The 12,637-nt window shown below is 60.3% G+C and carries 14 protein-coding genes and 1 tRNA gene; 9 read left to right on the top strand and 6 right to left on the bottom strand.

From position 1 onward, the window contains the following. Nucleotides 1–7: 7 nt before the first annotated feature. The 3 genes from thiL (at nt 8) to ACP0KA_RS23325 (ending at nt 3,732) form a co-directional block, all read left to right on the top strand. Complete coding sequence (thiL, locus tag ACP0KA_RS23315) at nt 8–1,003, top strand: thiamine-phosphate kinase (RefSeq protein WP_424631083.1); 996 nt, start codon at nt 8–10, stop codon at nt 1,001–1,003. Nucleotides 1,004–1,231: 228 nt separating this feature from the next. Next, nucleotides 1,232–3,355, top strand: coding sequence for a sodium-translocating pyrophosphatase (locus tag ACP0KA_RS23320; protein ID WP_424631084.1), 2,124 nt, complete (start codon nt 1,232–1,234; stop codon nt 3,353–3,355). Between the two features lie 224 nt (nt 3,356–3,579). Beyond that, complete coding sequence (locus ACP0KA_RS23325) at nt 3,580–3,732, top strand: hypothetical protein (protein ID WP_424631085.1); 153 nt, start codon at nt 3,580–3,582, stop codon at nt 3,730–3,732. A gap of 86 nt (nt 3,733–3,818) precedes the next feature. Here the strand turns inward: ACP0KA_RS23325 and ACP0KA_RS23330 are convergent, their stop codons facing one another. Together ACP0KA_RS23330 and ACP0KA_RS23335 are read right to left on the bottom strand one after the other, a co-directional pair. Then, nucleotides 3,819–4,817 carry a Bug family tripartite tricarboxylate transporter substrate binding protein gene (locus ACP0KA_RS23330; RefSeq protein ID WP_424631086.1) on the bottom strand — a complete coding sequence of 333 codons (999 nt, stop codon included), beginning with the start codon at nt 4,815–4,817 and terminating at the stop codon, nt 3,819–3,821. 156 nt (nt 4,818–4,973) lie between these two features. Further along, nucleotides 4,974–5,459: an outer membrane protein assembly factor BamE gene (locus ACP0KA_RS23335; RefSeq protein ID WP_424631087.1), complete on the bottom strand. Its 486-nt coding sequence runs from the start codon at nt 5,457–5,459 to the stop codon at nt 4,974–4,976. A gap of 128 nt (nt 5,460–5,587) precedes the next feature. On the opposite strand from ACP0KA_RS23335, the gene ACP0KA_RS23340 reads away from it, so the two are divergent. The 6 genes from ACP0KA_RS23340 (at nt 5,588) to ACP0KA_RS23365 (ending at nt 10,181) form a co-directional block, all read left to right on the top strand. Then, nucleotides 5,588–6,130, top strand: a complete 543-nt coding sequence (locus tag ACP0KA_RS23340) for a ubiquinol-cytochrome C chaperone family protein (protein ID WP_424631088.1) — start codon at nt 5,588–5,590, stop codon at nt 6,128–6,130. Nucleotides 6,131–6,142: 12 nt separating this feature from the next. Beyond that, entirely contained in the window at nt 6,143–6,733 is a 591-nt protein-coding gene (locus tag ACP0KA_RS23345) for a YceD family protein (RefSeq protein WP_424631089.1), read from the top strand. Nucleotides 6,734–6,910: 177 nt separating this feature from the next. After that, nucleotides 6,911–7,972, top strand: coding sequence for a phosphate acyltransferase PlsX (plsX, locus tag ACP0KA_RS23350; protein ID WP_424631090.1), 1,062 nt, complete (start codon nt 6,911–6,913; stop codon nt 7,970–7,972). Between the two features lie 2 nt (nt 7,973–7,974). Continuing rightward, the gene (locus ACP0KA_RS23355) at nt 7,975–8,943 is read left to right on the top strand and encodes a beta-ketoacyl-ACP synthase III (protein ID WP_424631697.1); all 969 of its coding nucleotides are present in this window, start codon (nt 7,975–7,977) and stop codon (nt 8,941–8,943) included. A 130-nt stretch (nt 8,944–9,073) separates the two neighbouring features. Next, a complete protein-coding gene (locus tag ACP0KA_RS23360) occupies nt 9,074–9,406 on the top strand; it encodes an integration host factor subunit alpha (protein ID WP_424631091.1) in 333 nt (110 codons plus the stop codon). Between the two features lie 37 nt (nt 9,407–9,443). Beyond that, nucleotides 9,444–10,181, top strand: coding sequence for a MerR family transcriptional regulator (locus tag ACP0KA_RS23365; protein ID WP_424631092.1), 738 nt, complete (start codon nt 9,444–9,446; stop codon nt 10,179–10,181). Nucleotides 10,182–10,259: 78 nt separating this feature from the next. Here ACP0KA_RS23365 and ACP0KA_RS23370 read toward each other — a convergent pair. The 4 genes from ACP0KA_RS23370 to ACP0KA_RS23385 form a co-directional block, all read right to left on the bottom strand. Next, a tRNA-Pro gene (locus ACP0KA_RS23370) sits at nt 10,260–10,337 on the bottom strand. Between the two features lie 100 nt (nt 10,338–10,437). After that, complete coding sequence (locus ACP0KA_RS23375; protein ID WP_424631093.1) at nt 10,438–10,662, bottom strand: hypothetical protein; 225 nt, start codon at nt 10,660–10,662, stop codon at nt 10,438–10,440. A 320-nt stretch (nt 10,663–10,982) separates the two neighbouring features. Beyond that, nucleotides 10,983–11,291: a PilZ domain-containing protein gene (locus ACP0KA_RS23380; RefSeq protein ID WP_424631094.1), complete on the bottom strand. Its 309-nt coding sequence runs from the start codon at nt 11,289–11,291 to the stop codon at nt 10,983–10,985. Nucleotides 11,292–11,510: 219 nt separating this feature from the next. Then, nucleotides 11,511–12,590: a D-TA family PLP-dependent enzyme gene (locus ACP0KA_RS23385; protein WP_424631095.1), complete on the bottom strand. Its 1,080-nt coding sequence runs from the start codon at nt 12,588–12,590 to the stop codon at nt 11,511–11,513. Nucleotides 12,591–12,637 lie beyond the last annotated feature (47 nt).

The raw sequence follows: 12,637 nt of genomic DNA on the forward strand, positions 1-12,637 counted from the left end.
TGGCGTCATGACAGCGCGTGGTCACAGTGACTCCGGTGAGGACAATCTGATCGCGCGTTACTTCCGGCCGCTCGCGACCGATGCGGGGGCGCTGGGGCTCATCGACGATGTGGCAATCCTGGCCGCAACCGGTCAAAATCTCGTGGTGACCACGGACGCCATTGTCGAAGGCGTCCATTTTCTTCCCGACGATCCGCCCGACACGATCGCGCGCAAGGCGCTGCGAGTGAATTTGTCGGATCTTGCTGCCAAGGGCGCGGCGCCTGCCGGGTTCGTGCTGACGCTTGCGCTGCGCGACGCTGGCGAAGGGTGGCTCGCACCATTTGCCGAAGCGATTGGCCGTGATGCGGCTGAGTTCGGCTGTCCGCTGTTAGGCGGCGATACGGTGTCGACCCCAGGGCCGTTGATGATCTCGATCACCGCTTTCGGCCATGTTCCCGTCGGGAAGATGGTTCACCGGAGTGGGGCGAAGGCCGGAGACAGGGTCGTCGTGACCGGCACCATTGGCGATGCCGCCCTCGGCTTGCGGATCTTGCGGGGAGATATCCCACGCGAAAGCCTCGATGCGCCATCACGGGAGCAACTGGTCCAGCGCTACCGCATCCCACAGCCCCGGAACGCGGTCGCGCTCGTGGTTCGCGAGCATGCCAGTGCGGCCATGGATGTTTCGGACGGTCTGGCCGGTGACCTCGCCAAGCTGTGCGCGGCATCCGGCGTCTCCGCGGCCATCGACATCCCGGCCATCCCGCTGTCGGAGCCGGCGCGCATCATGCTCGCCGAGGCGCAGGTGAACCTGGAAAACATCGTTGCCGGCGGCGACGACTACGAAGTGCTTTGCACGGTTCCAGAGAACCGGTGGGATGCGTTCTCTGCCGCAGCGCTTGAGGCGAATACGCTGGTCACAAGTATTGGCAGGGTTGTTGCGGGTCAGGTGGCGCCCCGGTTCGTCGACGGTGACGGGAACCCTATCATCCTGAAACGCCTGTCCTACAGCCACTTTTGATCTTTCTGCACCGCAACAGCTACACGGGGACACATTCAAAAACGCCAGCGTGATCAAACCGCTGGCGACGTTGCGTCGCGAATATGATTTTGGCATGCTTCATTCCGAATTGAGGCTGCTCCTCTGTTCTCTCGGGGTTTGCCTCGTTTTACGTCCTGACCGCTTTTTGCGGAGCAATAATAATTTGGGGCGTTGGGGAAACACACACGGGATCTGAGGCAAAAATAGATGACAGCTTTGTGGTTGATAGTGCTCGCAGGGGCGCTTTCCATTGTCTACGCCGTCTGGGCAACGTCTTCGGTGCTCAGTGCCGACGCGGGTAATCCGCGGATGCAGGAAATTGCCGCGGCGGTACGCGAAGGCGCGCAGGCCTATCTCAAGCGCCAATATACGACGATCGGTATCGTCGGCATCGTGATCTTCGCGCTGCTGGCTTACTTCCTCGGAATCCTTGTGGCGGTGGGCTTCCTGATCGGTGCCATACTCTCCGGCGCAGCAGGCTTCATCGGCATGAACGTCTCGGTTCGCGCCAACGTGCGCACTGCGCAAGCGGCGACCAAGTCGCTGGCAGGCGGTCTCGAACTGGCGTTCAAGGCAGGTGCCATCACAGGATTGCTGGTTGCAGGCCTCGCGCTTCTCGGTGTCACGCTTTACTTCGGCTATCTCACCCAAATGCTCGGGTTGGCGCCGAACAATCGCATCGTCATCGACGCGCTGGTGGCGCTCGGCTTTGGCGCCTCGCTGATCTCGATCTTCGCCCGTCTTGGCGGAGGCATCTTCACCAAGGGCGCGGACGTCGGCGGCGATCTCGTCGGTAAGGTGGAAGCGGGCATTCCGGAAGACGATCCGCGTAACCCGGCAACCATCGCAGACAACGTCGGTGACAACGTCGGCGACTGCGCCGGCATGGCCGCAGACCTGTTCGAGACCTACGCCGTGACTGCAGTTGCGACCATGGTGCTTGCCGCGATCTTTTTCGCGGGTGCTCCAGCGCTTCTGCCCAACATGATGATCCTGCCGCTGGCCATCGGCGGCATCTGCATCCTGACCTCGATCATCGGCACCTTCTTCGTGAAACTCGGTGCCAGCCAATCGATCATGGGGGCACTCTATAAGGGACTGATCGCAACGGGTGTGCTGTCGCTGTTCGGCGTGGCGTTCGCCATTCACCAACTGGTCGGCTTCGGCCCGCTGGCGGGCGTGAAGTTCACGGGGCTCGCGCTGTTCGAATGCGGCATCGTTGGTCTTGTGGTGACCGGCCTGATCATCTGGATCACTGAATACTACACCGGCACGGACTTCCGTCCGGTGAAGTCGATCGCGAAATCGTCCGTCACGGGTCACGGCACCAACGTGATCCAGGGTCTGGCGATTTCGATGGAGTCAACGGCAGGTCCTGCCATCGTTATCATCGCGGGCATCCTGGTGACCTACAGCCTTGCCGGCCTGTTCGGTATTGCGATTGCAACCACTACCATGCTGGCGCTGGCCGGCATGATCGTGGCACTCGATGCCTTCGGTCCGGTGACCGACAACGCCGGCGGCATCGCGGAAATGGCGGGCCTTCCGAAGGAAGTCCGCAAGTCGACCGACGCTCTCGACGCGGTCGGCAACACCACCAAGGCCGTGACGAAGGGCTACGCCATCGGCTCCGCGGGTCTCGGCGCCCTGGTGCTGTTCGCGGCGTATAATGAAGATCTCAAGTTCTTCATCGCCAACGGCGCGAAGCATCCGTACTTCAACGGTGTCGTTCCGGACTTCTCGCTGAACAATCCGTACGTCGTGGTCGGCCTGCTGTTCGGCGGCCTGCTGCCGTATCTGTTCGGCGCGATGGGCATGACGGCGGTTGGCCGTGCGGCCGGCGCGATCGTCGAGGAAGTGCGCCGTCAGTTCCGCGAGAAGCCCGGCATCATGCAGGGGACCGACAAGCCGGACTACGGCAAGGCGGTCGACCTTCTGACCAAGGCTGCGATCAAGGAAATGATCATTCCATCGCTGCTGCCGGTGCTGTCACCCATCGTGGTCTATTTCGTGATCTACGCGATTGCAGGCGGCGGTGCGGCGGGTAAGTCGGCTGCGTTCTCGGCGGTCGGTGCGATGCTGCTCGGTGTGATCGTGACGGGTCTGTTCGTTGCGATTTCCATGACGTCGGGCGGCGGCGCATGGGACAACGCCAAGAAGTACATCGAGGACGGCCACTACGGCGGCAAAGGATCCGACGCTCACAAAGCTGCGGTGACCGGCGACACCGTCGGCGACCCCTACAAGGATACGGCCGGTCCCGCCGTCAACCCGATGATCAAAATCACCAACATTGTCGCGTTGCTGCTGCTGGCGATCCTGGCGCACTAATACGGCGAGATGGACAGAAACGAGACCCCGCGGCGCAAGCTGCGGGGTTTTTCTTTGGAGCTTTTTCGAGCGAAGCGACTGTCGGTTCGGTGATTCGTCGCGAATTGATGACAATTGGATGCAGCTGAGCCGGATATATTTTCGCCCGAGTGCGGAAACCCGCCTCAGTTGCCGCGTTATCTGCGTTCGATGAGAAAGCAAGCCTCCAACGAGGGAGCGAAGCTATGGCAGCCGATGATGGAGACCCGTTTGAGCAGGGAAAGCTCGCCCGGTTCAACAACGAGCCGCACGAGAATCCCTATCCGAAGAACACTGAACAGCACGATCGCTGGGAGGCTGGCTACAGGTTCGTGGAGCACGGCCTGACGGCGGTGTGATGGATCGGTCACCGCGAGAACGGCCGTCTGAACGACGGCCGTATTTTTTTTGACGCATCGATGTCGGCAAGCGAATGCGATGTCCGTCAATTAACGTCCATCTTCAGGCCTTCCTTGTCGATGATGCCGGCAAATTTTTTGATCTCATTATTGATGAAGCCGGTGAACTGCTCGGGCGTTCCATAGTCGGGGACGGCGCCCATCTGGCTGATGTTCTTCTTGATGTCATCGCGCGCCAGCATCTTTTTGATTTCGCCATTGAGCGCATCCACCACAGGCCTTGGCGTGCCTTGCGGCAGAAACACGCCGAACCAGGACGACACGTCAAAGTTCGCAAGCTCGGGTGCGCTTTCCCGCATGGTCGGAACGTTGGGCGCCATGAAGCTGCGCTCCGGCGTGGTGACGGCCAGCGGGACCAGCTTGCCGTCCAGCGCCTGAGGCAGCGTGGGGAAGAGATTGTCGAACAGGATCGAGATGTCACCTCCTAACGCCGCCGTCAGGGCAGGGCCTGCGCCGCGGAAAGGAATGTGCGTCATCTTCAAGCCGGTCAGTTGCAGAAACCAGACCGCGGTGAGATGCGGGCTTTGACCCACGCCAGACGAGCCGTAGTTCAGTTTGTCCGGATTGGCTTTGAGGTAGGCGATCAATTCCGGAATCGACTTGATGCCGCTCGATGGATGAGCGGACACGATGTTCGGAATGCGGATCGCGTTGCTGACGGGCTGCAGCTGATCGGGTTTATAGGGTAGGGTGCGGAAGATGCTGTAGGCCACCGCGTTCGGTCCGGGATTGCCGATCAGAATCGTGTGTCCGTCAGGCTTCTGCCGGACGAAATCGGCAGTGCCGATAGTGCCGCCTGCGCCTGACTTGTTGTCGACGACCGCCGACTGCCCCCACGCAGCCTGAAGATGTTGCGCGAGGTAACGGCCAATGACGTCGGTGCTGCCGCCGGGCGCTGCAGGCACAACGATGCGGATGGTTTCGGTCGGGCGCCAGTCGGCCTTCGCGCCTCGCGGCCAGAATGGAATTGTGGAAAAAGCGGCACCACCAGACAGCAGGGTGCGGCGAGACAGCAGACGCGTCATCGATATCCTCCCATGTCTATCTCTTTGCGAGATTTTATCGGGAGAGCGTACCGGTCACATTTCTACGCGGCAAGACGATCACACGCGCGAACGTTGGCGCAACGCAAAAGCCCCGCAGCAATGCTGCGGGGCTTTCATTATTCGATGTGCGACCGATCAGCGCGGGCTGAGAAGTTTGAACAGCGGCGTCAGGTAGCTCATTTCCTGACCGCTGGTCGGGGTGGTGCGGCTGATGAAGTCGAAAATCTTACCGTCCTTGAGTCCGTAATTGGCGATGCGCTGGACGGTGCGGTTCTTGTCGAAATAGATCGCAATCACGCGCTGATCGACCACATGCTGCGGCATGAAGGCGACCTTACGTTCCGAGCGCTGGGAGATGTAGTAGAACACCTCGCCGCTCAGGGTGGCGACGGTCGAGGGCGTGCCCATCACGATCAGGACCTGATCCTGGCTGGCGCCGATCGGGATTTGCTCCAGCGCGCCTTCCGGAAGGATGTAGCCCTTCTGGAATTGTTCGCCCGTGCAGGCGCCGAGGACACCGCAGACGACAGCGACCGCCGCGATTGCGCGCAATTTCCGCCAGCCGGCAACAAAGCCGTGCCGGCCTTTGGTCGCAGGACCAGCTTGACCGGTAACAGTCATACTTGGGATTGACCTTCCTCTTGCATCGACCGAAGCGTTGACGTACCGGGCAGGGCTTCCGATTTCAACACTCCAGAAGCCACGGGTCTCCTAATAAGTCCCTAAAGGCCTCAAGCGCGGAACCAAAAATGCTCTGGCCCTTCAATCGCTTCAAAAATTCCCACGCCCCGTCGCGCGGCACCATTGAAGCCATCTATGGCATGATCGTGGCGCAGGCACGAGAACCGGCCTTTTACGCCAGCTTCAACGTGGCCGATACGGTTAACGGCCGGGTGGATATGCTCATTCTCCATCTGTGGCTGGTGCTGCGCCGCCTGCGATCGGTCGCGGGAGGGGAGCAGCTGGCACAGGCCCTGTTCGATCACTTCTGCAACGATATGGACGACAATCTGCGGGAAATGGGCGTCGGTGATTTGACGGTGCCGAAACGGATGCAGGCCCTCGGCGAGGCTTTCTACGGCCGATCCACCGCCTACGATATGGCGTTTGATGCCGGGGATGAGGAACTGAGCAAGGCGCTCATGCGCAATATCCTCAACGGCGAATTTCCGGACAGCGCCCGCGCTCTTGCGGGCTATGTCCGGCAGGTCAGTGCTGCTCTCGATGCTTCAGAGGTCAAGACCCTGTCTTCGGGGACGTGGACCTTTCCCAAGCCGATGCTTAACTCCTGAAGGGTTGATGGCATGAGCAAAGCGGGCGAAATGGCTGACAAGAAGATTCCCTGGAGCTTCCCATTCGCGGTGGCCCAACTGCCCGAGCAGGGCTCGCAGCAGGTTTTAGAGACCACGGCGGAGCAGCGCGCTGCAATTGCGGCCCTCGGAAATTTGCCTGCAGTGATGGAGGCGAGGGCAGAGCTCGATCTAGCCCACGCTCCGGGCGGCCAGGTCCATGTCACGGGCCGTGTCAAAGCCCGTGTCGAACAGACCTGCGTGGTCAGCCTCGATCCGGTCGAGAACGCTCTCGATGAGCCGGTCGACATCATGTTTGCGCCGCCCTCGCAGATTCCGGTCAGTGCGAAGGTCGTTCAGTCGGAAGAGGGTGACGAGTTCGAGATCCCGGACCCGCCTGAGCCCATCATCAACGGCTTCATCGATCTGGGCGCGGTCGCAACCGAATTCCTGTTTTTGGGACTGGATCCCTATCCGCGAAAGCCCGGGGCGGAGTTCGTCCCGCCGGAAGTGGCTGTGGACCCGGAGGAACATCCGTTTGCCGCCCTGAAGGCCCTGAAGGACGCTCCGGCGGCTCCCAAGGGCAAGAAGCCAGGGAAGAAGTGAAGAAACCGGGTATAGGGCCATTGACCGAACCGGTCCGCCCGGTCAAGGCGTTGTATCAGACAACGAAAACGCTATTGTCGCTGCCCGGCTGGGGGCCTGTACCGCGTTGGTCAGCCTTTGCCTCACGCCCAACCCGCGGTTCTTCAAGGCCGCAAGAATCAGGTTTCCAGGACGCCCATGCCGCAAAAGGTTCGAATCGCGCTTGACGCCATGGGCGGCGATTTCGGTGCGTCGGTGGTTGTCCCTGGGGCCGCCCTGGCGCTGACGCGGCATCAGGATGTGGAATATCTGCTGTTTGGCGACAGCACCCTGATCAATGCCCAGCTGGCCCAGCATCCGGCACTGAAGGCCATCTCCCGGGTGGTCCATGCCGATATCGCCATCAGCATGGACGAGAAGCCGAGCCAGGCGCTTCGGCGCGGCCGCAAATCCTCGTCCATGTGGCTGGCGATCGATGCGGTCAAGAAAGGCGAGGCGGATGTTGCCGTCTCGGCTGGCAATACGGGTGCCCTCATGGCCATGGCCCGATTGAACCTGCGAATGCTGCCGGGGATCGATCGCCCGGCGATCGCTGCAGTCTGGCCGACAGTGCGCGGTGAATCGGTGGTGCTCGATGTCGGCGCCTCCATCGGAGGGGATGCACGTCATCTTGCTTCGCTTGCGGTCATGGGCGGCGCCATGGCCCAGGTGCTGTTCGATCTGGAGCGTCCGACCGTGGGCTTGCTGAATATTGGCGTCGAGGAAGTGAAGGGCGTCGAGGAAGTTCGCGAGGCCGCGGACCTGCTGCGCGCCATGAACCTGCCTCAGCTTGATTTCATCGGTTTCGTCGAGGGCGACGGCATCGGCAAGGGGGCGGCCGACGTCATCGTGACCGAGGGGTTCACCGGCAATATTGCGCTCAAGACCGCTGAGGGGACCGCGCGCCAGATCGCGGAATATCTGCGCAGCGCGATGAGCCGGACCTGGCGTTCCAAGCTCGGCTATATTTTTGCACGCGGCGCCTTCAATGCACTGCGTGACAAGATGGACCCTCGCAAGGTCAATGGCGGCGTATTTCTTGGACTGAACGGGGTGGTCATCAAGAGTCATGGCGGCACTGATGCGGAGGGCTTCGCCTCCGCTGTCGATGTCGGTTACGACATGGTTCGTTACGATCTCCTGCCAAAAATCAATCATACACTTAACCGCGACGGCAACGCGCTTTCCCAGATGCCGAGCGCGCAGGAGGCTGTCTCGTGACTATGCGTTCCGTTGTGCTTGGCTACGGCGCTTATCTGCCGGAGCGCATCCTGACCAATGCCGAACTGGCGACGATGGTCGATACGTCTGACGAATGGATCGTCCAGCGTACTGGCATCAAGCAGCGTCATATGGCGGCGGAAGGAGAGTTCACTTCGCACCTCGGGCTCAAGGCCGCGCAGGCTGCGATCGCCAAAGCGGGGATCGATACCCAGTCGATCGATCTGATCGTGGTTGCGACCTCGACTCCGGACAACACGTTTCCGGCGACCGCAGTTGCGATTCAGAACGGGCTCGGCATCAACCATGGTGCCGCGTTCGACCTTCAGGCGGTCTGCTCGGGATTTATCTTCGCGCTGGCGACGGCTGACAACTTTCTCAGGAGCGGGGCTTTCAAGCGCGCGCTGGTGATCGGCGCCGAAACGTTCTCCCGCATTCTGGACTGGAACGATCGCGGCACCTGTGTGCTGTTCGGCGACGGAGCCGGTGCCGTGGTCCTGGAAGCGCAGCCGCAGGCGGGAACTTCAGCCGATCGGGGCATCCTCACAACTCATTTGCGCTCGGACGGCCGCCACAAGGATAAGTTGTTTGTGGACGGCGGCCCCTCCACAACCCAGACGGTAGGACATCTGCGCATGGAAGGCCGCGAGGTGTTCAAGCACGCGGTGGGTATGATCACCGATGTGATTGTCGACGCATTCGAGGCCACAGGGACCACTGCAGAGGACATTGATTGGCTGGTCCCCCACCAAGCCAACAAGCGGATCATCGATGCCTCGGCGAAGAAGCTGCATATTGCACCGCAGAAGGTCGTGCTGACGGTTGACCGCCATGGCAACACGTCTGCTGCGTCGATACCACTTGCGCTTGCAGCGGCCGCCGACGATGGACGCATCAAGCGGAATGACCTCGTGATGCTCGAGGCCATGGGCGGGGGCTTTACATGGGGCTCGGCGCTGCTGCGCTGGTAGACATTGTGTAAAATGCCGAACGTATTTTACTTATAAACTTCATGCCGTTGCATTGATGAGCAAGGTTGACCCTCGCTCACTAAGCTCATAATTTCAGAATAGATTTTTTTCGCCGTGAGTGGGGCGGGCGATGACCGGAACCGGAAAGACAGTCACACGCGTGGACCTGTGCGAAGCCGTCTACCAGAAGGTAGGGCTATCGCGCACGGAATCCTCTGCGTTCGTCGAATTGGTGTTGAAGGAAATCACTGATTGCCTTGAGAAGGGCGAGACGGTGAAGCTTTCATCGTTCGGTTCGTTTATGGTGCGTAAGAAGGGCCAGCGAATCGGCCGCAATCCAAAGACGGGAACGGAAGTTCCCATTTCTCCGCGTCGCGTGATGGTGTTCAAGCCTTCGGCAATCCTGAAGCAGCGGATCAACGGCAATCACAGCGCCGTAAGCGCCAATGGTTCCGACGACTGACTGAGCGTTAGGACGGCCCTCAGCAAGGAGTGTGCATTTGGACAAGGCGCCGGATGCATTTCGGACGATCAGCGAAGTCGCCGATGACCTCGACGTGCCGCAGCACGTCCTGCGCTTCTGGGAAACCCGTTTCACTCAGATCAAGCCAATGAAGCGGAGCGGCGGTCGCCGCTACTACCGCCCCGACGACGTCAACCTGTTGCGCGGAATTCGCCGGCTGCTCTATGGCGAGGGGTATACGATCCGTGGCGTCCAGCGCATCCTGCGCGAGCACGGGGTCAAATCAGTCCAGAACCTGACCGATGGATCGCAGCGGCCTCCGGCGCTGTTCGATGGGTCGGCTCTTGTCGAGACACTCCATGACGAGGATCCCGCGTCCGAGGAAATGGACGGCGTCGAGGATGATGATGTCGAGGGCGAGGAGGGCGACGTCGAGGACGAGGAGAGCGAGGCCGAGGACGAAGGCGACGAGGACCACGGCGACGATGCGCCCCCGTCCGTGCCGCATCAGGAGCGCGGGACCCCGCTGCGTCGGGCCAATGCGGTCGCCTATGGTCCTGCTTTGCCCGCCCCGGTCATTGCCAAACCGGTCCAGCCCGGTCCGTTCAGTAACGGGCCGTCCGGGCCGACGGCCTACGCGCCGCCCAGCATCCGCAACAGCAGCAGTGCCGGCAACGGCAATGTGCGGCCGACCGACCGGGGTAAGCTGCAGGCTGCGCTCGATGATCTGATCGGGGCACGCGCTCTGATCGATGAGGTTCTCAAAGAAGGGTAGGGCTTGGAAGGCGGGTACCACTACGGTCGCTTGATGGTCCAAGCGATATTCCAGAGCGAGTTTCCTTAGTGAGATCAATGGTCGGAGCGAGAGGATTCGAACCTCCGACCCCTAGTCCCCCAGACTAGTGCGCTAACCGGGCTGCGCTACGCTCCGAACCTTTGCCAACGGCATCGCTGCTGTACCGTCGTTCGACCGTTCGCGCAAGAAGGCTGGTGCGCGCTTTTCGCGACCTGTGCATGGACGCAGAGGGGGCCTAATCCAGGTCCGACCGCTTCCGCGACCGAAATTCCGGCGGGACAGCCTCGGGAAACGACATTTCCTCGATCCGCGCGGCATTCGTGATTTTGCTGACCCGGTGACGGAATTCGGGGGCCGGAGTGTCACGACTGAGCTCCACAAGGCCGTGCTTGTTCGCCAAGGAGTTGATGAGGTCGAGTTCCAGATCGAAGACGACGATGTCGGTGTTCTGCAATTTCAAACGACTTTGCTCCCCGAAGCCCACGAGCATTGGCCAGGCAGCAAACCGACAGATACGGATTCACTTCAGCGACCACACCTCGTAATACACCAGGTTGAGGAGGTTCCATCCCACAATTGGGTGATGTATCCCCCTTTTTTTGGGGGCACTGACGCCGTGATGGCAGATAAGGCAGATCTTGGTAAGGCAGATCTTGGTAAGGCGGGTCTTGATTAAGACAGGTCTTGCTTAAGACAGGTCTTGGGATCGGTGAGAGTGCGGGGCTTCGAGATTTATGCCACGGCGGGGATTTCTCGGATCTTAAATCGTGGGCATCCGGTCTAAATCGCGAATTTTATCCGTGCCGACTTTTTTTTGATTTCGGGCTTTAAAAAGCGTGCGGCGATTTGATTGCCGTTCAGCCGCACCATTTGACAGCGGCGATAGGCAAGACCGGTCGAGGAGAGCAACAGGAAAAATTCTCTGATATCCAGCCCGGTAATTGGATCCTTTACGACTAAAAGAACGCCCGAAGCGGACACGTCTTTCATCAGGCACTCGCGACGCCAAGTGCCGTCGATCGCCATGATGTAAACACCAATGCCACTCTCAAAATCGACGCGCGTAGCAACTCGCCGTTCGATGCCCATTCCCAGACCCTCTGCGGTGCCGGCTCAGGCGTTGCGTACAGTCCCGGCCAAACGCCGGGTGCAGCAATTTCAATAACAAACTTCACGAATTAAATTGGCGTCCGCTTATGGATCGACGCCATGAGCCGTACTTAAAAATTAAATCGATTCATTCTACCGAAGGATATTGAAAATCCATTAATAGCGCCTGCGGCGATATATCTTGGCCGTGGATGAAGCTTAGCGGAGTTTTCCCCGCGCCGCGACCGGAAGGGTGCCGATAATCTCGTCACCGCGAACCATCACGACTTCATCAGCCATGTTGACGACGACGCAGACGTGATTGGGCACAATGCGCACCACATCACCGATCGCGGGCCGGCTGTTGGTTTTCGAAAGATCAAGAAAGCCGTGCTCTTCGGCAAAACGCGCGATCCTGGCTTCTGGATGTTCAAGGATCAATCCATAGCCATCAAGGCCACCTGAATCCGCAGTCAGCGTTTTGGAGCCGGCGTCGAGAATCCCTCGCTCCGGCGCGGCACGGCTGACAACCGTGGAATAGACGTGCAAGGCGCAGTCGTCCCATGTGGCAACACCGGCGGCCACCTGCATGCGATCATTGTAGATGTACGTGCCGGGGCGATGTTCAGTCGCACCATCAAGGTTGCCGACGTTCTTTAAGTTCGGTGAGCCGCCGGTCGATACGATGGTTGGGTTAAGTCCCAATTGGCGGACGCCGCCCAAAGCATCGTTATAAAACCGTTGCGCCTCCTGCCATCCCGTCTCGGTCGGATACAGCATGAAGCCTGCGAAAGAGAGACCGGGCGTGCCGGCAATTTGCTTGGCGAGATCAATCGCCTCTGCGGGCGTTTCGACGCCTGCACGCTTGCGGCCGGTATCGCACTCGATAACAACGGGGAGCGGGCGGCCGGCGGAGATCCCGGCATTCGATAGTCCCGCGATCACGACGGCATTGTCCGCCGCCACAGTGACATTCGTCCTTGCCAGCAAGGCACCAAGGCGGGCGACTTTTTCCTCGCCGATCAAGTTGTAGCTGATCAGGATATTGTCGAGGCCGGCGTCGGCCATCACTTCGGCCTCGCCAAGCTTCTGGCAGGTGATGCCCTGAGCTCCGGCTTGTATTTGAAGCTGCGCCAGGAAGGGGCTTTTGTGCGTCTTGATATGCGGCCGATTGGCGACGCCGGCCGTGTCGCAGATGGCCTGGATGCGCGCAATATTCCGCTCGACGCGGTCCATATCGATGACGAGTGCAGGCGTGCCGTACTCTCTGGCAATTTTTGCGGCGAGCGGGGTGGTCACGACCTCTCCTTATCTTTCACGGCATCAGCGGCTTGCGGTCCTCGCCG

Source organism: Bradyrhizobium sp. SYSU BS000235 (assembly GCF_049747295.1).
Classification (GTDB): Bacteria; Pseudomonadota; Alphaproteobacteria; order Rhizobiales; family Xanthobacteraceae; genus Afipia.